At 59.2% G+C, this 22,443-nt stretch carries 16 protein-coding genes and 1 pseudogene; 10 read left to right on the top strand and 7 right to left on the bottom strand.

The window, feature by feature from the left end:
- Positions 1 to 157 precede the first annotated feature (157 nt).
- Both fnr and NMB39_RS13310 read left to right on the top strand, forming a co-directional pair.
- Positions 158 to 904: a fumarate/nitrate reduction transcriptional regulator Fnr gene (gene fnr, locus NMB39_RS13315; RefSeq protein WP_494339086.1), complete on the top strand. Its 747-nt coding sequence runs from the start codon at positions 158 to 160 to the stop codon at positions 902 to 904.
- Positions 905 to 1,209: 305 nt separating this feature from the next.
- Complete coding sequence (locus NMB39_RS13310; protein WP_057024066.1) at positions 1,210 to 1,773, top strand: GNAT family N-acetyltransferase; 564 nt, start codon at positions 1,210 to 1,212, stop codon at positions 1,771 to 1,773.
- A 208-nt stretch (positions 1,774 to 1,981) separates the two neighbouring features.
- Here the strand turns inward: NMB39_RS13310 and NMB39_RS13305 are convergent.
- A pseudogene (locus tag NMB39_RS13305) lies at positions 1,982 to 2,896 on the bottom strand (universal stress protein).
- Positions 2,897 to 3,096: 200 nt separating this feature from the next.
- On the opposite strand from NMB39_RS13305, the gene NMB39_RS13300 reads away from it, so the two are divergent.
- On the top strand, positions 3,097 to 4,056 hold the full coding sequence (locus NMB39_RS13300; RefSeq protein ID WP_057024068.1) for a diguanylate cyclase domain-containing protein: 960 nt from the start codon (positions 3,097 to 3,099) through the stop codon (positions 4,054 to 4,056).
- Here the strand turns inward: NMB39_RS13300 and NMB39_RS13295 are convergent.
- The 3 genes from NMB39_RS13295 to NMB39_RS13285 are packed head-to-tail and all read right to left on the bottom strand — an operon-like array spanning position 3,998 to position 6,604.
- Entirely contained in the window at positions 3,998 to 5,236 is a 1,239-nt protein-coding gene (locus NMB39_RS13295; RefSeq protein ID WP_057024069.1) for an MgtC/SapB family protein, read from the bottom strand. The genes NMB39_RS13300 and NMB39_RS13295 overlap by 59 nt on opposite strands.
- 42 nt (positions 5,237 to 5,278) lie before the next feature.
- Positions 5,279 to 5,494, bottom strand: a complete 216-nt coding sequence (locus tag NMB39_RS13290) for a hypothetical protein (protein ID WP_057024070.1) — start codon at positions 5,492 to 5,494, stop codon at positions 5,279 to 5,281.
- A gap of 36 nt (positions 5,495 to 5,530) precedes the next feature.
- On the bottom strand, positions 5,531 to 6,604 hold the full coding sequence (locus NMB39_RS13285) for an NAD(P)-dependent alcohol dehydrogenase (RefSeq protein WP_057024105.1): 1,074 nt from the start codon (positions 6,602 to 6,604) through the stop codon (positions 5,531 to 5,533).
- 259 nt (positions 6,605 to 6,863) lie between these two features.
- Between NMB39_RS13285 and NMB39_RS13280 the strand changes: the two genes are divergently transcribed.
- On the top strand, positions 6,864 to 7,790 hold the full coding sequence (locus NMB39_RS13280) for a universal stress protein (RefSeq protein ID WP_464006911.1): 927 nt from the start codon (positions 6,864 to 6,866) through the stop codon (positions 7,788 to 7,790).
- 148 nt (positions 7,791 to 7,938) lie between these two features.
- Here NMB39_RS13280 and NMB39_RS13275 read toward each other — a convergent pair whose 3' ends face one another.
- Positions 7,939 to 8,832 carry a LysR substrate-binding domain-containing protein gene (locus NMB39_RS13275; RefSeq protein ID WP_494339087.1) on the bottom strand — a complete coding sequence of 298 codons (894 nt, stop codon included), beginning with the start codon at positions 8,830 to 8,832 and terminating at the stop codon, positions 7,939 to 7,941.
- 94 nt (positions 8,833 to 8,926) lie between these two features.
- Between NMB39_RS13275 and NMB39_RS13270 the strand changes: the two genes are divergently transcribed.
- The 5 genes from NMB39_RS13270 to NMB39_RS13250 all read left to right on the top strand — a co-directional run bounded on the left by NMB39_RS13270 (position 8,927) and on the right by NMB39_RS13250 (position 13,907).
- Entirely contained in the window at positions 8,927 to 10,132 is a 1,206-nt protein-coding gene (locus NMB39_RS13270) for an MFS transporter (RefSeq protein WP_494339088.1), read from the top strand.
- Between the two features lie 16 nt (positions 10,133 to 10,148).
- Positions 10,149 to 10,550: an ester cyclase gene (locus NMB39_RS13265; protein ID WP_057024074.1), complete on the top strand. Its 402-nt coding sequence runs from the start codon at positions 10,149 to 10,151 to the stop codon at positions 10,548 to 10,550.
- Between the two features lie 54 nt (positions 10,551 to 10,604).
- The gene (locus NMB39_RS13260; RefSeq protein ID WP_057024075.1) at positions 10,605 to 11,087 is read left to right on the top strand and encodes a VOC family protein; all 483 of its coding nucleotides are present in this window, start codon (positions 10,605 to 10,607) and stop codon (positions 11,085 to 11,087) included.
- Between the two features lie 280 nt (positions 11,088 to 11,367).
- The gene (locus NMB39_RS13255; protein ID WP_057024076.1) at positions 11,368 to 12,744 is read left to right on the top strand and encodes a pyridoxal-phosphate dependent enzyme; all 1,377 of its coding nucleotides are present in this window, start codon (positions 11,368 to 11,370) and stop codon (positions 12,742 to 12,744) included.
- Positions 12,741 to 13,907: a cystathionine gamma-synthase gene (locus NMB39_RS13250; protein WP_494339089.1), complete on the top strand. Its 1,167-nt coding sequence runs from the start codon at positions 12,741 to 12,743 to the stop codon at positions 13,905 to 13,907. Before NMB39_RS13255 ends, NMB39_RS13250 begins: the two co-directional genes overlap by 4 nt.
- Before the next feature lie 1,744 nt (positions 13,908 to 15,651).
- Here NMB39_RS13250 and NMB39_RS13245 read toward each other — a convergent pair.
- Entirely contained in the window at positions 15,652 to 17,850 is a 2,199-nt protein-coding gene (locus NMB39_RS13245) for an OsmC domain/YcaO domain-containing protein (RefSeq protein WP_494339090.1), read from the bottom strand.
- 145 nt (positions 17,851 to 17,995) lie between these two features.
- A complete protein-coding gene (locus NMB39_RS13240; RefSeq protein ID WP_494339091.1) occupies positions 17,996 to 21,499 on the bottom strand; it encodes an AAA domain-containing protein in 3,504 nt (1,167 codons plus the stop codon).
- 375 nt (positions 21,500 to 21,874) lie between these two features.
- Here NMB39_RS13240 and NMB39_RS13235 point away from each other — a divergent pair, with 375 nt between their 5' ends.
- Positions 21,875 to 22,435 carry a cysteine hydrolase family protein gene (locus NMB39_RS13235; protein WP_494339092.1) on the top strand — a complete coding sequence of 187 codons (561 nt, stop codon included), beginning with the start codon at positions 21,875 to 21,877 and terminating at the stop codon, positions 22,433 to 22,435.
- The last annotated feature ends 8 nt before the right edge of the window (positions 22,436 to 22,443 follow it).

The following is a 22,443-nucleotide window of genomic DNA, read 5'->3' as shown; positions in this document are numbered from 1 at the left end:
AGATGCACCAGTCAACTTGGGGAACATGGAGCGGCAGGACTACTCGTTCGAATAGCTTTCGCCTCCACTCATCACCTTTTAACCTGAAAAGGGTAATTAGAGTGCGCCCCCCCACACACACTCTATGCTCAGGAGATACCTAGCGGAGCGACGCCCGATGACTGAAACCCGTCCGTTGCAAGTCCAGAGCCTCAAATCAGCCTGTTCAGAGTGCAGTGTTCTGGAGCTTTGTCTGCCAATAGGTCTATCGGGCGATGAAGTGCAACGCTTGGACAAACTTATCGTGCAGCGTTTCAAGGTCAAAAAAGGTGCTGCGTTGTACCGCACAGGCGACCCCTTGCGCTCGCTTTACGCCGTGCGAATTGGTTCATTCAAGACCAGCATGGTGTCGGTCGACGGTCGTGAGCAGGTCACCGGTTTTCAAATACCTGGCGAGATGCTCGGCCTGGACGCTATCAGTGCTGACACACATGCTTGCAGCGCGTTTGCCTTGGAAGACAGCGAAGTGTGTCCCATCCACTTTGCGCAACTGGAAAAACTTTCGCAAAGCCTGCCGTCGCTGCAACACAATCTTAACCGTTTGTTAAGCCGGGAAATCGTGCGTGACCAGACAATGCTGATGTTGATGGGCAACATGAACTCGGATGAGCGCCTAGCGGCCTTCCTGCTCAACCTGTCACAGCGTTTGAACATTCGTGGTTATTCTTCCAAGGACTTTGTTCTGAAAATGCGCCGAGAGGAAATCGGTTCCTACTTGGGGCTGCGCTTGGAAACCATCTGCCGCGGTATCGCACACCTGCGGGACCTGAACCTGGTGGTTATTACCGGTCGGAACGTCAAGATTCAGGACATGGCGGGCCTTAAACAACTGGTAGCAGGCTGCAATCGACCGGCCATGCTTTAACTCCCGAAAATGTGGAACCCCGTTGCATGCGCCAGGGTGCTGCAAATCCCGTCAGCATATTGAATGCACAAACGCGTCCTACTCCGGCTTCGAGCCCAAGGCAACCAGCGCAGGGTAAGTTTATGCGATCAGATGCATTTCACTGGATGCCATCACGATGGCGGTCTGACTGGATCCCTCATGATCGAACGCCGGCCTCACGGGTTTCTGATTTAGATCAGAATCAAGCAGCCCCATCGAAGTAGAAAGGAATGGCCCGCGCGGTATTCACGGCGCGCCGATTTGAACTGGATGGAGGACTTCTCATGCAAACTGTCAAAGAACACAATGAACGCGCCGTCGATGTCTACGCCAAAGTGGCCGGCCACCATTGGATCGAATCACTTAAGGACGGCCGCCACGTGCTAATACGACCGCTCACAGATGAAGACCGTGATCGTGAGTATGCGTTTATCAAACGCCTGTCTCCCGAGTCCCGCCATATGCGATTTCTTGCCCAAATCACTGAGCCGAGCAAAGCGCTGCTGGATCAGTTGATGGACACTGATAACGCCCAGCGCATGGCCTACATCGCACTGGTTCACGACAACGGCACGCTTACCGAAATCGGTATCAGTCGGTATGCCGACATCGGAGAACATGTATGTGAATGCGCAGTCACTGTTGCTGATGAGTGGAAGCATCTGGGTTTGGGCACGCATCTGATGACACATTTGATCAAAGCAGCGCGTCGGAACGCTTTCACCCAGATGTACTCGATTGACGCGGCAAGCAATACGCCGATGCGTGACCTGGCAAGAACCTTGGGATTCGACACCTCCAGCGACCCCGACAATTCATCTCAGGTTATTCATCGTCTCTATCTGTAAAAAAATGCCCCGGGATGCTTAGGTCAACGCTACATCGCGGGGCTCCCCTAGCCGATCGAAATCCCCTGTAGGCGCGCGGCATTGTTCTGCGCCGCATTCAGCCGTGCATCAGCTCTTTGGCATGTTGATGGCCGCAACTGACAATAGCTGCCAGCAACAGTGCCCGCAGCATCTCTTCGCCTGTCAGATCTTCCAGCTGGGCCGCATATCAGTCGCACGACGGTTTTATCGCCCATACACTGCAAGGAGCCCTATGCAAAAGCTGCTCGGCGGTTGTACCTAAGAGTTTATCCAAACCATTGTGCTGCACCGTCCCCATGACAATCACGTCAGTACCGTATTTAGTAGCAAACTCACAAATGCCTTAAACAGGCGCACCTTCGATAAAGTGACGGTTCTGCGGTGACACATGATGGCGCTCGGCTAACGCAGCAAATGCCTCACGTTCTGCGCTGCCCAATGCCTCATAAAGACCCGTGGCCAGCGGTAACGCACCAACGCCCAGGTCCGTCGCATACACCGCCATCCAGTCATAGACATGTACCAACTCCAATGTGGCATCACATTGCTCGGCCAGCTTCACGGCTGCGCCGATGATCTGATCGTTGAATACCTTATCTTGTTCTTCGCTGCGCAGGACATCGACAATAGCCATGATATGGCGGGGTAAAGCATGCAGGTCATTGATTACCAGATGCACCGGCACAGGACAATCACGCAGTAACTGCCAGTCCAGCGGGGTATAAAATATCCGTTTTAGAGCGAACTCTTCGTGAGCATCCTTGATGATCAGTGCCAGTGGCAGCTCACTGACGAAACGCAAAATTTCTTCATAGGGATGCTGTACCCACACCACTTCACTGGAGGCCACAACTCCATCTTTGCGCATCCGTTCGGTCTGTTCCTCGAGCCACTGTCGATGAGTGTGCAGATACCCTTCCCGCGCTATCCCTATCTGTTCGGGGGCAAATAAGCCTGCCACCGCCAGCGCTTGCAGATAATCGAACGCGACGATGTGCAACGGCAGTTGCATCGCCTTAGCCAGAGCCGTGGCACGGTCAAAGGCCGGGGTGCGGATCATGGCTGGAGGGGCAATTAATAATAAACGCTGAGTCTGTGACATGGGGCACCTCGGCACAGGGCCATCTGGATAGATACCTCTCAAGGTTGAGCGTCACAGGCTTGCGCTGTTTGATATATGTCAGGTATGCCGGTCGTAATGATGAACATCACCCCATATAAACTTGATATTGATCAACAAGTACCCCGTTGCGCCCTCTTAGCCTGAACCAAAGCGTCCTGTGTCAATAGAGAGAATGGGCAATGATCGAAAATGACCAGCAGGTGTTGGTAAGGGCATTGGACGCCGCAACGAACCCGGTGCTGATCACCGAGCGCAGTGGATGCATCGTGTGGATCAATAGAGCGTTCTGCCTAATGAGCGGCTATTCCAAGCTCGAACTGGTGGGCAAGACCCCGCATCTGCTGTCCTCAGACAGACAAAGCACTACGTTCTATCGCAATCTATGGATGACAATTATGGCGGGGCTGACCTGGCAGGGCGAAATGGTCGAGCGGCGTAAGGATGGAGGCACCTTTACTGTCAATCAGATCATCACCCCGGTGCTCGATCCGCACGGCGTGGTGACGCACTTCATCGCCATTCTGCACAACTTCAGCCTCATCGACGATGAGCGCACCGCCATGCAGCAACTGGCATACCACGACGCCCTCACGGGATTGCCCAACCGTTTGCTGTTCCTGAACCTGCTCAACCAGGCAGTCAATGGCGCGATGGAACATAAGCAGCCATTGGCGCTGATGTTTATCGATGTGGATCACTTCAAATCCATCAACGACACACTCGGCCACGCTTGCGGAGATAGGCTATTAGTCGCTGTGGCTGAGCGCCTGGGCCAGTCGGTGCGCCGCTCCGATCTGGTCGCCCGCTTGAGCGGTGACGAATTCGCTATCCTGATCTGCGGCATCAACCAAATTGACCAACTTGAGCCATTGGCCAACAAATTAGTCGCCGCCATCCATCAGCCATTTATGCTGGACAATCATCGGATCGAAACAGCTATAAGCATCGGTATCAGCCTGTATCCCGGCGATGGCAGCAGTGTGGATGATTTGCTCGCCCGAGCAGACAGCGCGATGTATCTGGCCAAAAGAAACGGTGGCAACGCTTGCCGTTTCAGCCTTGCGGACATACCGGCCGAACTTAATGCAGCAAAGTGCCCGCCCACATGGCCAGCGTCAGCAACACCTGACCCGGAATGACATAGGCGGCAAACCGTTTGCCACCACTGACCCAGGCCATCAGGCATTTGCTCAAAGAGTTGCTGCTTACGGCAACCAGCGCCGGGCCGACGATGGCATCGAGCGGCAACAAACCAGCCTTGGCGAGGGAGGCGATGGACGCGGTCGAAGAATGCGCGTCGGCAAAACCGGTCAAGGTCGCAGTCAGCAGTATCCCGACCTGACCGAAATGGTGAAGCATCGCTGATGAAACCAAAGTAATTCCCGTCATGGTCAACGTCACAATCAAGGCAAGCTTGAGATCGAACGCGCCCCCTACCTTGACCGGCTCGTTGGTCCCCCTGCGCTGGACGGGAAACATCAGGCACGCACCATATAAACCCGTGGCAGCAAATCCGCAGGCCAATGGGCCCCATATGCTGCGCAAAAGCGCGGGATCAACCAGGCCAAAAATCAGCCCGACCTGAATGACTGTGGCCAAATTGGATAATATCGCCGCGGCACTCAGGGAGCGGATATTGCCCGGCTCTGTAACGACGCGATGCCCCATAGAGGCGATCGTCACGGTACTGGAGGCGAATCCGGAGGCGATAGCACTGATGGCGTAGCCGTAGCCGGCTCCCAGGGTACGCACAGCGATATGCCCCATGGCGCCCACCAGCATCAACAAAACGGTCAGACTGCAGATGGTGCGCAAATTGAGGGCTGCATAAGGGCCGATGTAACGATCCGGGAGCAATGGCAACACCACCAACGCCGTAATCAGTAAGACGAGGCCATCGTGCATTTCAGGCTCGGTCAACTGGCTTTTGGCGAAATGATGCAGTTTCTCCCGATACGTCAGCAACCCAGCAGCCACCACACCAATAGCGACGGCCAGCTCGGGAGCGGTGCTGCACAGCGCGCCCAGGATCAGCACCGTGAGCAACGCCACTTCGCTGGTCACGCCGGGGTCTTCACTCAAACTTCGCCAATACGCGACACTCGCCAACGCCGTTAGACTGATCGCTACCATTCCGACCAGCAACGCATCTCCCACCTGCATCGCCACATATCCCAGCAGCGCCGTGATCGAGAACGTTCTCAATCCCGCGCAATCTCGGGTATCTCCCGTGCCTTTGTGACGTTCACGCTCAAGACCGATAAGCATGCCGATCCCCAGCGCGGCCGCCGCCCCTGCCATGCCAAAGGTTTCATTCACGGCGGTTCCCACCAAGTAGCGGCTTGCGCCTGCGATTATTTTTCACTTGATCGCCGCAGCCACCTTGCGTGGCGCCAGAGTGCGCTCAAAAGTCTCTCGGGGCCCCGCATGCGGCCATACATGTGGCGCTGCAATACGCGCTTTGAGCTGGGCAACGAACGCGTTCGCCTGCTCCAGACTGTTGAAGTTCACGGCCAGATCATCCAGATACACGACCCAGCAATGGGGTTTTCGTGCTTGCGTGATCTCAATGTTCATGAGCACCTCTACAAAGACGGTAGACAACACTGGTCCTTAAGGAGTGATCGCCACTTTCATCACGCCATCACGCTGATTGGCAAACAGCTCATAGGCCGCCTCGATGTCATCGAGTTTAAAATGGTGAGTCACCAGCGGCGACAAATCGACGGCGCCGCTTTGCACCACTGCCATCAACCGGCGCATCCGCTCTTTGCCGCCGGGACATAGCGTCGTAACGATGCTGTAATCACCGAGGCCGGCGGCAAAGGCACCGAGCGGAATGCGCAGGTCGCTGGAATACACCCCAAGACTGGATAAGCGGCCGCCAGGACGCAGCACGCGCAATGCCGACTCAAAGGTACCTTGGGTACCCAGAGCCTCGATCGAAACATCAACTCCCCGGCCATTGGTCAGGGCCATGATCTGATCGACCACATTTGAGTCCTTGAAATTGACCACGTGAGTCGCGCCCAACTGACGGGCAACGCTCATGCGCTCTGCCACCGCATCGACGCCGATGATGGTGGTAGCCCCCTTAAGACGAGCACCGGCCACGGCGCACAAACCGATCGGCCCGAGGGCAAATACGGCGACCGTGTCACCGATACTGATCTCGCCGCGCTCCGCGCCAGAGAAACCGGTGGACATGATGTCCGGGCACATCAGCACATGTTCATCGCTCAAGCCGTCAGGGATCGGGCACAAATTGGCTAGTGCATCTGGCACCAGCACGTATTCGGCTTGGCAACCGTCTATGGTATTGCCGAATTTCCAGCCACCAGTGGCGCGAAATCCATGCCGGGTGTCTGGACCATCCTGTGAGCCGCAGCCGCAAAGGCAGGCGTAACTCTGGCCACTTGGGGTAATCGCCCCAGCGATTACCCGCTGTCCTTCGACGAAGCCGCGCACCTGCGAGCCCAGCCGTTCGATGACGCCCACCGGTTCGTGACCGATGGTCAAGCCTTTGGCCACCGGGTACTCTCCGCGCAGGATATGCACATCGGTGCCACAGATTGTCGTGGTGGTGATGCGAATCAATGCATCCAGAGGGCCGACCTCGGGGATCGGTTTGTCCTCGAGCACAATGCGGTTCTTCTCAACGAATATTGCGGCTTTCATGGTGGCCATCATCGATTCCCCTACGCAGACCGAGTTCTTGAGTGCTGCACTAACCCGAGACTGCGCCTAGACAACCTCTAGGAGATTGATAATGGTCAACAATCAGTGAACCAACGCGTTTGCCTCACATCTTCTGACCGGCGCCCTCCCTCGTTTCTTTGACAAAAATCAAACCCGTTATCGTAGCCAGAGCGACCATAGGCTCAAGGCTCACTGGCCGGACGCCCGACTGACGAGCGTTTGAGCGATTATCTATGGGAGATTTGCCATGTCTGCGCAACCACGCTTCATGCTCGTTGTCTCGCCCCTCATGAAAAACAGCCCGGCCCTCGAGCGCGCCGCCGCTCTGGCCAAGGCCTCGGATGCGGCCTTGCACATCGTGGCATTCGACTATCTGGAGGGACTGGCGACTGCTGGCCTGGTCAATGAACAAGCTCTGGAGCAGATGCGCTTGGGATATGTCGAGCGCCACCACCAATGGCTTGAGGATCAGGCCCGCCCCCTGCGTAAGCTCGGCGTACACGTCACCACTGAAGTTGTCTGGGTGGAAAGCCCCCTGCAAGAGATTCTCATCCACCTTCGGGAACAACCCATGACAGCACTCGTGAAGGCTCTGGAGCACGAGTCAGTCCTGTCACGCCTGATGTTCACACCGTTAGACATTCATCTGCTACGAGAATGCCCAGTGCCACTGCACTTTGTCAGTCATGTGCACCACGCCCTTCCGCGTAGAATTGTCGCTGCGGTCGATCCTTTCCATCGCAATGACCATTACAAAGGCCTCAACGACAGGATTCTGCACGAAGCGGTAAAACTGGCGAACAACTGTAATGCTGAGCTCGAGGTTATTTACGCCCACGATCTGTCCTCGATCAGTGCGGCTGAGTTCGGTTTCAATAATGCTTCGGCGTTCTTCTCTTCAAGCGCCGCCAAGGCACTGTTCGATGCGCAGAGCGATGCTTTCCGTGAGCTGGCCACACGCAATAACATCCCAGCGGAAAACCAGCACATGATCATGGGCAACCCAGCCAAGGTGCTTTCCAGCTATGCGGATGCATATGACATTGACGTTATTGTCATGGGACGAGTCGTCCATCGTGGGATCGGCCAATTGATCGGCAGCACGGTGGAACAACTGTTATACAAAATGCCTTGCAGTGTTTGGGTTGTTTCGCCGGAGGATGTCGCCGACTGAACAGGGCTCCTTGTATGAGTCGTCCACTTCAGCGATTCGTGGCTAATAGTTTGAGTGCTTCGAGTGGGCGGCTTGACCGTATGACCCAGCTTTGAATATCCCGCTCCGGGCAAATACGCTCCGTCCAAAGTTCCAAACCCACGCCTCGTCAAACGCAATGCCGCTCCACCAAAAAATCCACAAACGCCCTAACCCGCACCGGCATCGCCCCTCCCCCCACAAACACCGCATGAATCGGCTCCACATCCCCCGGGTTATACTCCTCCAGCAACACCACCAACTCCCCCCGCCTCACCTCCTCCACCACACTGAACGCCCCAATCCGTGCAATCCCCGCCCCCAGCTTCGCCAACTGCGCCAACGCTTCCCCACTATTGCCTTCAATCGTCCCCGCCACTTTCAACGAAAACTCCCGCCCTTCCATCCGAAACGGCCAGTCAGGCGCCGCCCGGCGGAAGTTGAAGCGCAGGCAGTTGTGGTTGAGTAGATCCTGCGGCGCAACCGGGGTGCCGTGGCGCGCCAGGTAGTCGGGTGAGGCGACGATAACCTGGCCGGTGGAGCCGATGTGGCGAGCGGTCAGGGGGCTGTCGGCGAGTGGGCCGAAGCGGATGGCGACGTCGGCCTGGCCGCCGAGGATGTCCACGACTTCATCGCCGAGCATCAGGTCGACGACGATGGCGGGATAGCGGGCGCTGAACGCGGCGATCAGCGGCACGATGGTCATACGGCCATGGGCCAGGGCGGCGCTGACTCGCAGGCGGCCGCGGGGGGCGCCTTGGTCGGTGATGGCGTCTTCGACTTCGGCCATGTCCGCAAGGATGCGCCGGGCGCCGCGCAGGTAGGCTTCGCCTTCGGCGGTGAAGGTGATGGCGCGGGTGGTGCGCAGCAGCAGTCGGGTGCCGATGCGCCGCTCGGTGCGGGTGATGATGCGGCTGATGGACGATGGCGTCAGCCCCAGGGCTCGCGCAGCGCCCGACAGGCTGCCGTGCTCGGCGACCATGGCGAACACTTCCATCTCTCCCGAGCGACCACCGATGTCCATTTGTGCCTCCTGCGCAAAGCTGTAGTTCCCAACAAAGGGCTACTGCTGCAAAAGGCTGGATTGTAGCATTTGACACACAGATGAGGAGTCAACCATGCGTATCAATCCACCCCTTGTAGCCTTGTCCATCGGTGCCTTTGGCATCGGGGTCACGGAGTTTGCACCCATGGGCATGTTGCCCGGTATTGCCGCCGATCTTGGCGTATCCATTCCCGCCGCGGGGCTGTTGGTGAGCGCCTATGCCATGGGCGTGCTGATCGGCGCGCCGATCATGACCCTCGCCACGGCCAGGGTGCCACGCCGTTACCTGCTGATCGGGCTGATGGCGATTTTCACCCTGGGTAATGTGCTCTCGGCGTTGGCCAACAACTACCAGACCTTGATGATCGCCAGGCTGGTGACGTCGCTGAACCACGGAGCGTTCTTCGGCATTGGTTCGATTGTGGCCGCGAGTGTGGTCGCGCCGGAGAAGCGCGCGGGGGCGGTCGCGGCGATGTTCCTGGGGCTGACCCTGGCGACCATTGGCGGTGTGCCCCTGGCCACTTGGTTTGGCGAGAACTTTGGTTGGCGCACGGCGTTCTGGGGCATCAGCGGCATCGGTGCGGTGGTGATGGCGGCGCTGTGGTGGGCGCTGCCGAATACACCTGCGCCGAAAGGCGGCAGCCTGATGGCGGAAATTCGCGTACTGGGCCGCGGGCCGGTGCTGGCTGCGTTGGCGCTGACCGTGGTGGGTTCCAGTGCAATGTTCACGGTGTTCACCTATATCGCACCGATTCTGCGTGACGTCACCCACGCCTCGACCAACTTCGTCACCGGCATGCTCGTGCTGTTCGGTATCGGCCTGACCCTGGGCAATGTGTGGGGTGGCAAGTCTGCGGACCGTTCGGTGGACCGTACCTTGATCACCTCCCTGGTGGTGTTGATCGCCGTGCTGCTGGCCTTCTCGGTGCTGATGCAATGGCCGCTGCCTGCTGCCGTGTCGATCCTGCTATGGGGAGCCGCGAGTTTTGCCTTGGTGCCGCCCTTGCAGATGCGTGTGATGGAGGCCGCCAAGGATGCGCCTAACCTGGCCTCCGCGATGAACATCGGCGCATTCAATTTCGGTAATGCGATTGGCGCGGCGTTGGGCGGCGCGGTGATCAACGCCGGGCTGGGCTACCCGGCCATTTCCCTGGCAGGCGCGCTGATGGCCGGCCTGGGTTTGCTGATGGTGCTGGGTTTGAGCTGGCGTTCGCGGCATACCCGGTCACGCACTTGCGGGGACATCTGCTTGCCGGCGATAGTGGACGAGCGCGCTTAAACCAGGAGAACGGCCCATGACCCGCGACCAACTCGCCAGCTTCTACCGAGGCTATATCGATTGTCTGAACCGTCAGGATTGGCAGCACCTGGGCGATTTTGTCCATCCTGATGTGACCTACAACGGCAGCCCGGTTGGCCTGGAGGGCTACCGGGCGATGCTGGAGCGCGACTTTCGGGAAATCCCCGACCTGGTGTTCCGTGTTCAGCTGCTGGTTGCCGACCCGCCGACGGTCGCCAGTCGGCTGAACTTTAGGGTCAGTCCCAGGGGCGAGTTTTTCGGGCTGCCGATCAACGGCAAGACGGTCGTATTCGACGAGAACGTTTTTTACGAATGCGTCGACGGTAAATTCGCTCACGTCTGGTCGGTGATCGATAAGGCAGCGGTCGCCCATCAGCTGAAAGGGAACGCCGGCTGACAGGGCGGCACCCTCGTCTAGACTTCATACTCCTATCAACCCGAGGAGTTTGCGATGAACAACAAAAATACCGTCTGCCTCTGGTACAACGGCGACGCTGTGGAGGCCGCCACTTTTTACGCCGAAACCTTCCCCGACAGCAAAGTGAACGCGGTGCACTACGCCCCTGGCGACTACCCCTGCGGTAAACAGGGTGATGCATTGACGGTGGAATTCACCGTCATGGGCATTCCGTGCATCGGCCTGAATGGCGGTTCGGCGTTCAAGCACAGCGAGGCGTTTTCCTTTCAGGTGTCCACGGACGACCAGGAGGAAACCGACCGGTTGTGGAATGCCATCGTTGGCAATGGCGGAAAGGAAAGCGCCTGCGGCTGGTGCAAGGATAAATGGGGTTTGTCGTGGCAGATCTCGCCACGGGTGTTGGTCGATGCGGTGACCAGCAAGGACACCGCCGTCGCCAAGCGTGCGTTTGAGGCGATGATGAAGATGACCAAAATCGACATAGCGACTATCGAAGCTGCCATTGCCGGTCACTGATGTGGGAGCGCACGAGCTTTAGCGAGGCCGCGACGGCGGCGGCACTGCTGGCATTTGTGCTGCCTGACCCACCGCCATCGCGGCCTCGCTAAAGCTCGAGCGCTCCCACATTTGCTCTTCATCGGGCTCCTACATTGCGCCCGCCCTCGCATCACCCATGCGCCAAAAAAAGTCATGCATCGGACCGCCAGGTTGCGACCTGGGCGATACCGGCCTATGTTCGAAGTCATGCATTTTGCTGTCCCCCTACCCTACGCCCATCCCGTAACCAGGTAACGACATGCCCACACCTTCACGCCCCGCCGTGCTTGAGCTGATCGGTAACACACCGCTGGTCAAGGTCAGCCGCTTCGACACTGGCCCTTGCACACTGTTTCTCAAGCTTGAATCACAAAACCCCGGAGGTTCGATCAAGGACCGCATAGGCCTGGCGATGATCGACGCCGCCGAACGCGACGGCCGCTTGCGCCCTGGTGGCACCATCATCGAAGCCACCGCCGGCAACACCGGCCTGGGCCTGGCGCTGGTGGGCCGGGCCAAGGGGTATCGGGTGGTGCTGGTGGTGCCCGACAAGATGTCCACGGAAAAGGTGCTGCACCTCAAGGCCATGGGCGCCGAGGTGCATATCACCCGTTCCGATGTGGGCAAGGGCCACCCCGAGTATTACCAGGACGTTGCAGCACGCCTGGCCAAGGATATTCCGGATTCCTTCTTCGCCGACCAGTTCAACAACCCGGCCAATCCCCTGGCCCACGAGACCAGCACCGCGCCGGAGATCTGGGCGCAGACCCAGCATGATGTCGACGCAATTGTGGTGGGCGTCGGCTCGGCCGGCACCCTCACCGGGCTGACCCGTTTCTTCAAGCGCGTGCAGCCTGAGCTGGCCATGGTACTGGCCGACCCGGTGGGTTCGGTAATGGCCGAGTACAGCCGCAGCGGCCAGCTGGAAACGCCCGGCTCCTGGGCCGTGGAAGGCATCGGCGAGGATTTCATCCCCTCGATTGCCGACCTCTCCAGTGTGCGCCACGCCTACTCCATCAGCGATGAAGAGAGCTTCGACCACGCCCGCCAGTTGCTCAAGGCCGAAGGCATTCTCGGGGGCTCATCCACCGGCACCCTGCTAGCCGCCGCCCTGCGTTACTGCCGTGAGCAAACCACGCCCAAGCGTGTGGTGACCTTCGTCTGCGACACCGGCACGCGGTACTTGTCGAAGGTCTACAACGACCAATGGATGAACGACGCCGGCCTGTTGCAGTACAAGCATTACGGCGACCTGCGCGACCTGATCGCCCGCCGCTTCGAAGACGGCCGCGTGATCAGCGTCAGCCCCGACGACACCCTGCTCACCGCCTTCCAGCGCATGCGCCTGGCTGATGTGTCGCAACTGCCGGTGCTGGTAGACGGCCAACAACTGGTGGGCGTCATCGATGAGTCCGACATCCTGCTGGGCTTGCACCACGACGCCGCGGATTTTTCCATGACCGTCGCCAGCGCCATGACCGACACCCTGCACACCCTGGCCCCCAGCGCCAGCCTGGCCGAACTGCAGGCAGAACTGGATCGCGGCCTGGTCGCCATCATTGCTGACGCCTCAGGCTTCCATGGCCTGATTACCCGCGTCGACCTGCTTAACCACCTACGGAGATCCCTTGCATGAGTCAGCCCGATAAAAGCGCGTTTGCCACCCGTGTGATCCACGCCGGGCAGTCACCCGACCCGACCACGGGCGCGCTGATGCCGCCGATCTACGCCAACTCCACCTACCTGCAAGACAGCCCCGGCGTGCACAAGGGCTTCGACTATGGGCGCTCCCACAACCCCACGCGTTTTGCCCTGGAGCGCTGCGTAGCCGACCTTGAAGGCGGCAGCCAGGCGTTTGCGTTTGCCTCGGGGCTGGCGGCGATTTCCACGGTGCTGGAGCTGCTGGATGCCGGCGCACATATTGTCTCGGGCAATGACCTGTATGGCGGCACGTTCCGCCTGTTCGACAAGGTACGCCAGCGCAGTGCCGGGCACCGTTTCAGCTATGTCGACCTGAGCGACTTGTCGGCCTTTGAAGCGTCGTTGCAGGACGACACGCGCATGGTCTGGGTCGAGACCCCGAGCAATCCGCTGCTGAGCCTGACCGACCTGCGCGCAGTTGCGCGTATCTGCCGTGCCCGCGGGATTATTTGCGTGGCCGACAACACTTTCGCCAGCCCGTGGATCCAGCGGCCGCTGGAGCGGGGTTTCGATATTGTGGTGCACTCCACTACCAAGTACCTCAATGGGCATTCCGATGTGATCGGTGGTATCGCCGTTGTGGGCGACAACCCTGAGCTGGCAGAACGCTTGGGCTTTCTGCAGAACTCAGTGGGCGCTATTGCCGGGCCGTTCGACGCGTTCCTGACCTTGCGCGGGGTAAAGACCCTGGCGCTGCGCATGGAGCGCCATTGCAGCAATGCCCTGGACCTGGCCACCTGGCTGGAACAACAGCCTCAGGTATCGCGTGTTCACTACCCAGGCTTGAAATCCCACCCACAGCACGAGTTGGCAAAACAGCAGATGCGCGGGTTTGGCGGGATGATTTCGGTGGATTTGAACAGCGACCTGGCCGGTGCAACGCGCTTCCTGGAAAACATCAATATCTTCGCCCTGGCCGAGAGCCTGGGGGGCGTGGAAAGCCTGATCGAACACCCGGCGATCATGACCCATGCGAGCATCCCGGCGGCGACGCGGGCGCAGTTGGGAATCGGCGATGGGCTGGTACGGTTGTCGGTGGGGGTTGAGGATGTAGAGGATCTGCGCAAGGATCTGGCCCAAGCCCTGGCGCACATCTAACGCCAAACATCGATCAAAATGTGGGAGGGGGCTTGCCCCCGATGGCGGTGCATCAGTCAGCTTATTTGCAACTGACCCACCGCTATCGGGGGCAAGCCCCCTCCCACATTGAATGCGCAATCAGCTCGAGATTATGTTGGTGCGGGTTGAGAATGTGGAGGACCTGCGCGCCAATTCAGCCCGAGCCCTGGCGCACATCTAACGCCAAACATCGATCAAAATGTGGGAGGGGGCTTGCCCCCGATGGCGGTGCATCAGTCAGCTTATTTGCAACTGACCCACCGCTATCGGGGGCAAGCCCCCTCCTACATTGAATGCGCATCAGCTCGAGATTATGTTGGTGGGGGTTGAGGATGTAGAGGATCTGCGCAAGGATCTGGCCCAAGCCCTGGCGCACATCTAACGTCAAACATCGATCAAAAATGTGGGAGGGGGCTTGCCCCCGATGGCGGTGCATCAGTCAGCTTATTTGCAACTGACCCACCGCTATCGGGGGCAAGCCCCCTCCCACATTGAATGCGCAATCAGCTCGAGATTATGTTGGTGCGGGTTGAGAATGTGGAGGACCTGCGCGCGAATTCAGCCCGAGCCCTGGCATACATCTAACATCAAACATCGATCAAAAATGTGGGAGGGGGCTTGCCCCCGATGGCGGTGCATCAGTCAGCTTATTTGCAACTGACCCACCGCTATCGGGGGCAAGCCCCCTCCCACATTGAATGCGCAATCAGCTCGAGATTATGTTGGTGCGGGTTGAGAATGTGGAGGACCTGCGCGCGAATTCAGCCCAAGCCCTGGCATACATCTAACATCAAACATCGATCAAAAATGTGGGAGGGGGCAAGCCCCCGATGGCGGTGCATCAGTCAGCTTATTTGCAACTGACCCACCGCTATCGGGGGCAAGACCCCTCCCACATTGAATGTGCAATCAGCTCGAGATTATGTTGGTGCGGGTTGAGAATGTGGAGGACCTGCGCGCGAATTCAGCCCGAGCCCTGGCATACATCTAACATCAAACATCGATCAAAAATGTGGGAGGGGGCTTGCCCCCGATGGCGGTGCATCAGTCATGCTTATTTGCAGCTGACCCACCGCTATCGGGGGCAAGCCCCCTCCCACATTGGATGCGCAATCAGCTCGAGATTATGTTGCTGCGGGTTGAGAATGTGGAGGACCTGCGCGCGAATTCAGCCCGAGCCCTGGCATACATCTAACATCAAACATCGATCAAAAATGTGGGAGGGGGCTTGCCCCCGATGGCGGTGCATCAGTCAGCTTATTTGCAACTGACCCACCGCTATCGGGGGCAAGCCCCCTCCCACATTGAATGCGCAATCAGCTCGAGATTATGTTGGTGCGGGTTGAGAATGTGGAGGACCTGCGCGCGAATTCAGCCCGAGCCCTGGCATACATCTAACATCAAACATCGATCAAAAATGTGGAAGGGGGCTTGCCCCCGATGGCGGTGCATCAGTCATGCTTATTTGCAGCTGACCACCGCTATCGGGGGCAAGCCCCCTCCCACATTGAATGCGCAATCAGCTCGAGATTATGTTGGTGGGGGTTGAGGATGTAGAGGATCTGCGCAAGGATCTGGCCCAAGCCCTGGTGCACATCTAACGTCAAACATCGATCAAAAATGTGGGAGGGGGCTCGCCCCCGATGGCGGTGCATCAGTCAGCTTATTTGCAGCTGACCCACCGCTATCGGGGGCAAGCCCCCTCCCACATTGACAGTGTAAATCAGCCAAGGCTTACGTTGGCCCGCGCCGCATGCAGCTTCTTGTAGCTGTCGATCAGGCGCAAATGCCGATCCAGCCCTTCCAGCTTCATGCTCGTCGGCGTCAGCCCATAGAACCGCACGCTGCCGTCCACCGAGCCGATCACCGCATCCATGCGCTCATTGCCAAACATGCGCCGGAAGTTGGCTTCGTAGTCGGCCAGCTCCAGGTCGTCATCCAGCTCCATCTCCAGCACCGCATTCATCGCCTGGTAAAACAGGCCACGCTCGGCGGTGTTGTCGTTGTACTGCAGGAACATCTCCACGCATTCCTTGGCCTCTTCATACTGCTTGAGGGCCAGGAAAATAAGCAGCTTCAGCTCAAGGATGGTCAACTGGCCCCACGCGGTGTTGTCGTCGAACTCGATGCCGATCAGGGTAGTGATATCGGTGTAGTCGTCCAGCTCGCTTTCGATCAGGCGCTCGACCAGTGCCTGCAACTCGTCCTCGTCGAGGCGGTGCAGGTTGAGGATGTCTTCGCGGAAAAACAGCGCCTTGTTGGTGTTGTCCCAGATCAGGTCGTCCACCGGGTAGATTTCCGAGTAGTCCGGCACCAGAATACGGCAGGCGGTGGCACCCAGGTGCTCGTACACCGCCATGTAGCTCTCCTTGCCCATGCCTTCGAGGATGCCGAACAGCGTCGCGGCCTCCTGGGCGTTGGAATCTTCGCCGTGGCCTGAGAAGTCCCACTCGACGAATTCATAATCGGACTGGGCACTGAAGAAGCGCCACGACACCACGCCGCTGGAGTCGATAAAGTGCTCGACAAAGTTGTTCGGCTCGGTGACCGCCTGGCCTTCGAAGGTCGGCTGCGGCAGGTCGTTCAAGCCTTCGAAGCTGCGGCCTTGCAGCAGCTCGGTGAGGCTGCGCTCCAGCGCCACTTCCAGGCTAGGGTGCGCGCCGAACGAGGCAAACACCCCGCCCGTACGCGGGTTCATCAAGGTCACGCACATCACCGGGAACTCACCGCCCAGGGACGCATCCTTGACCAGCACCGGGAAGCCCTGGGCTTCCAGGCCCTGAATGCCGGCGAGGATGCCAGGGTATTTGGCCAATACTTCGGCCGGTACGTCCGGCAGCGCGAATTCGCCTTCGATGATTTCGCGCTTCACAGCCCGCTCGAAAATCTCCGACAGGCACTGCACCTGGGCTTCGGCCAAGGTGTTGCCGGCGCTCATGCCGTTGCTCAGGTAGAGGTTTTCGATCAGATTGGAGGGGAAATACACCACCTCGCCATCGGATTGGCGCACAAACGGCAACGAGACAATGCCGCGGGCTTCGTTACCGGAATTGGTGTCGAACAAGTGCGAGCCGCGCAGCTCGCCCTCGCGGTTGTAAATCTTCAGGCAGTAGGCATCGAGGATTTCACTCGGCAGCTCGTCATTTTTGCCCGGCTGGAACCAGCGCTCATCCGGGTAATGCACGAACGGCGCATTGGCCAGCTCCTCGCCCCAGAACTGGTCGTTGTAGAAGAAGTTGCAGTTGAGCCGTTCGATGAACTCGCCCAGCGCCGACGCCAGGGCGCCCTCCTTAGTTGCGCCCTTGCCGTTGGTAAAGCACATCGGCGAATGGGCATCGCGGATATGCAGCGACCAGACGTTGGGCACAATATTGCGCCACGAAGCGATCTCGATCTTCATGCCCAGGCCGGCGAGGATCGCGGACATGTTGGTGATGGTCTGTTCCAGTGGCAGGTCCTTGCCGGCGATGTAGGTGCCTGCCTCAGACGTCGAGTTGGGCATCAGCAATGCCTGGGCGTCGGCGTCGAGATTCTCTACCTCTTCAATCACAAACTCCGGCCCGGCCTGCACGACTTTCTTCACGGTGCACCGGTCGATGGAACGCAGGATGCCCTGGCGATCCTTGTCGGAGATATCCGTAGGCAGCTCGACCTGGATCTTGAAGATCTGGTTGTAGCGGTTTTCCGGGTCGACAATGTTGTTCTGCGACAGGCGAATATTCTCCGTGGGAATATTGCGCGTCTGGCAGTACAACTTCACAAAGTACGCCGCACACAACGCCGACGAAGCCAGGAAGTAATCGAATGGCCCCGGTGCCGAACCGTCGCCCTTGTAGCGGATGGGCTGGTCGGCAATGACCGTGAAGTCATCGAACTTGGCTTCAAGCCGAAGGTTGTCGAGAAAGTTGACCTTAATTTCCATGCGGGCACACCAGAATAACGAGCTAAACAAATTGGCCGTCATTATGAAGATTTTCGCCGGGAAGTCTCAGGGTTTTGCGTGCGGGCTGCCGATCGGTGTCGCTATGCCAGCAGCCTGTAGCCCCCTGGCATAGCATTGCGCCAGGCTAAGGCTGGCTTGAGCTCAGGCGTCGCGCCAGACTCGTGCGGTTGATCGTCAGCTCACTGCTGACGTCCGGCCCGTGATAGACCATGGACGTTTCGTGGTGCACGTAATCGCCGGAACGTGCGGCGCTCAACCAATTGAATGAGCCGACGCAGAGTAACTCCTCATCGGCCATCACCAGCTTGCTGTGCACCTTGTTGACCACGCGCACCTGTACGGCATGGTGTTTGAGCGCCGCAATCGCCTCCTTGAATTCAGCGATTTTGCCCGGGTTGCCTTCGGACCTGCCGGGGTTGATGTCGGTGTTGAAGCGCAAGTCGGTGTAGACCGTCACCTGCACGCCCCGCTGCACCGTGCCGACCATTGCATCCAAGGCGCCGCTTTCGCGCATTCCGCGCAACTTGACCCAGGGCGTCACGATCTGCACCTGCTGGCGTGCCGTTTCCAGGGTGCGCAACAGGAACCGGTCATGCTCGGCAAATTCATGCAGGTGGCTCAAGCCGGTGCGCGCCGTGAGCAGGTCCACCCGGGGCTGGAAGTCGAACGCCAGTGCGTTCTCCGGGCTGTGCAACAGGTACTGGGCCAGGCGCCCACGAGGCTTACTGGCGGGTATCTGGCTGAACAGGTCCATGTCGCCGAACACCAGGAAACTGTCTTTGGCGCGAGACACGGCCACGTTCAACATGCTGTCCCGACGGTCGATGAACGCGCCGTCGGCGTGCTTGGAGTACACCGCCGAGAAAATCACCACGGGCCGCTCTGCGCCCTGGAAAGAGTGCACCGTGCCGACGGTCATTTCACCGTCAAGTTTGCCAGTGCGAATGCCCAATGCGCTGCAGGCCTCGATGATCGCTCGGGTCTGGGCGCCGAAGGGGGTTATCACCCCAAGAATCTCCCAGAGCTCTTTGTCGTAGCGCTCAACGAGCTGCTGTTCGTTGGCCTTGATCCAGGCCGCAATAGTCTGTGCCTCAAACAGGTTATGACGGCTGCCACCCTGTTTCTGCTGGCACATCCCGTCGATGTGCAGGTAGCCCAGCCCCGGCAAGCCACCTTGCGGCTTGGCGCCTCGGCGCGGTTGCAGCTTGCCCTTGTAGCAGAGGGCGTTGCAGTAATCGATGATCGAGTCATAACAACGGCGGTGTTCGTAGAGGTAAAGGCCGCGCGCCAGGTCAGGGTCGTAGTGATAGCGGCTGGTCGACTGCGCAATCGCCATGACACTGCCATTGGCGGCGCTGCGCCCGCTGTCACAGAACGCCTCGTAATCGTCGTCCACGCTGCTGCGTGACAACAGACCGGCGCTGAGCAAATTGCCGATATCCACTGCTGCCGGTATCGACCAGATGGGTTCGATCTGCTGAGTGTCGCCGATCACCAGAGCTTGCCTGGCCAGGGCGAAAGACGGCGCCGCCACCTCGGGGAGCACCTGGCCCGCTTCGTCGACGATCAGCAGGTCGATGAAGTTCAGCGCATAGTCTTTGACATAACCATCGCCATCACGACGGCTGCACGACAGCTCGCCCGGTAATCGGTGAAACGTCGCGACCACACAAGGCGTGAGTTTCATCCAGCGCCGCCAGTTTTTTTCCAGGGTCTTGCGGCCATTTTTTTTACGGCTTTTGAGGATCAGCGGCAACTCCTCGGCGACTTCCATCAACCAACGCCCCTCCCAATAATGGGTGGCCAGCAGGAAGGTCTCGAAGCGCAACGAAGTGTCCGCCCAGGCGTCGCAGTCCTCCAGCGTCACCTGTGCGGCAGGCTTGCCGGTCGCGCCGGGTAATACGCCAATCACCGCCTGCCAGTTCAACAGCTCGCGCTGCTCGCCGCGCAGCAACTCGTCCACCCGCTCCCGCTGAGCTTGGAGTGTGCTCAGGCTTTGCGCGGCGTGGCTCACGGCGGCGGTCAGGCGCCGCTCCATGTCATGCACATCGACGGCGCTTTGCAGCTCAGTGTCTGCCTCATCGACGTGAAGCTTGGCCAGGCGCAGGCGCTTGGCGGCAATCGGGCCGAACCAGCCAAACAGCGTGTAGATCAACGATTCATGGGCCAGGTAGTGCTTGAAGTCTTTCAAGCGAGCCTGGGTGCTCGCCAGCTGTTCGGTGTGCAGCCGCAGCTGGGTTTCAAGGCGACTGACGGCCGCCCGTGGGTCATCGCCGAGCAGATCCTGGATAGCTTTGCGGGCAGCCACCAGCCGTGGCCAAGTTTGCTCGATCGCGGCGAGTTGCTGCTGGCGCAGACGAATTTCGGCCTGTAGTTTGTCCACGGTATTTTTCAGCGTGGGTTGCGGGTCGCCAGCAAAAGCCATGGCCGCGCGGCCCAGGTAAGCCTGCTGGGCCCTGTCGAGATAGGCGTGCGACTCAAGCTCAAGGAAAAAGTTCTTGGTCTGGTAAGTGCGCGCCATCTCCGCTTCCGCCGAGGCTTTGGGAAAGTAAGCGCCGAAGCTATTGATGTCGGGCAACCAGCGCCCGGCGAAGGGCCCGGTGCCCGCGGCGAAGTCTTTACCGAACGCCTTGATGATGTTGGTGACCGCTTGATTGTTCGTCGAGCTGGCGACAATCACCGGCGGTTCGCCGCCTTCTGCGGCAGCCTTGGCCCAGAGCGAGGCCACCACGGACAGGACCAAGGTGGTTTTCCCGGTGCCCGGGGGCCCGTTGACCGCCAGTATATCTCCGGCGTCCCCGGCCAAAAGGTGCGCCAGGCTGTCGCGTTGGGCAGGCGCCAGCGCGTATTCGTCACCGGCATGCCCGCGTCGGCTGGCGAACAGGCTGTTGGCCGCAAGGCACGGCTCATCGGCGGTGGGCCCACGCTGTGCAAATCGCTCGAACAATGGCACATCGGGTTTGCTGGCACGCAGATGATCGTATAGCGCAACGATGTTGAAGCTGAAACCGTCAGCCTTCTGCTCCTTGAACAGGTACCAGTAGTTGACTGGGTCGAAGCCGTCTTCCGCCCCGTCCCAAGCGTTGCACACCGTGTGGAACATGTTCTTGCAGTAGCGCAGGTAGCTGATCCACTTTTCGCGATACTGCTCTGGGTCCACGTCGGTACCGGAAGCAGGCGGTTCGAACCGGGGCGCCTCTTGGGCGGCCAGAAAACGGTCCAGGTCGTACTGCGCACCGAGGGTGAAATTGTCGTGATCCAACGGCTCGAGGATGTCACGGGGCACCAATGCCGGCCCGGTCGCGTAGATGCGCCCGTCGCGGGTGACCGACACACGACAAAGAATCGGTGTGATGAACGCCGGCAACCCATTGCGCGCCTTGCGGTGTTCCGGGCGCGAGGCATAGACAAACGGTCGCAAGGTCACGTCGACGTGCAGCAACTGCGCAGGTTCGCCGGCAAATAGCAGCTCCACCTGCTCAGCCGGCAAACAGCCCGCGGCCAAGGCGGCCATGGGCAAGACCGTATAGGTTTTGACATGGCTGTTGAATAAAGCGCCATTGCCGTTTTCGGCATCGGCCAGGGAGTTTCGCCAGTAGTTCGCGAGCTTCAGAGAGTAATCGTTCATCGTCCTGATTCATGTAGACCGTGACTCACTGTCACAGCCGGTGGTTGGGGAATTGAGAACGAGGGTAGCGTTTCAGCAGCCAGAAGGCCAATCCAGAGCCGTTCGCTGATTGCCTGGCGCTCAGCAAGCGCCGAGGGTCAGGGCGATCTTCTGTGGGAGGGGGCTTGCTCCCGATAGCGGTCGATCAGTGACAAATAAGCTCACTGACACACCGCTATCGGGAGCAAGCCCCCTCCCACATTTGGATTGCGCCAAACCAGTTGAGTAACGGTCAAGCGTCAAGCTGCCATTGGCCCATCATGTTTTCGAACAGGCCTCTATATAAGCCCCGCATCGGCTGATATGTTTCGCGTCTCACCCGCAAAAGGACAGGCCATGGAACCGTTAGCGACGAACGCTGCACTGGTGATCATCGATATGCAGAAAGGCATGGCCGACCCCGCCCTTGGCCGTCGCAACAACCCAGACGCCGAGCTACGCATACAGCAACTGCTCAACGCCTGGCGCTATGCTCAACGCCCGGTCGTCCATGTGCGGCATATCTCCCGCTCTCCCGGCTCGGTGTTCTGGCCAGGCCAGCCCGGCTGTGAATTCCAGGACGCACTGCACCCCCTGGCCCACGAGCATGTGGTGGAGAAAAATGTACCGGATGCCTTCAGCGCCACGGGCCTGGAGCGCTGGCTGCACATGCGCTCGATCAAGCAATTGGTGATCGTCGGGGTCATCACCAACAACTCCGTGGAGGCCACCGTGCGCTCAGGCGGCAACCTGGGGTTTGAAGTGATCGTAGCGGCGGATGCCTGTTTTACTTTCGATCAAACCGACCTGTCGGGACGCCTGTGGCCGGCTGAAGATGTGCATGCGTTGTCGCTCAGTAACCTGGCGATGGACTATGCCAGGGTGTTCCAGACCAGCGAGATCCTGGCGGGTCATTAACAAGGAAG

This window comes from Pseudomonas sp. FBCC-B545, from assembly GCF_059134095.1.
This window is presented reverse-complemented; position numbering and strand designations above follow the sequence as displayed.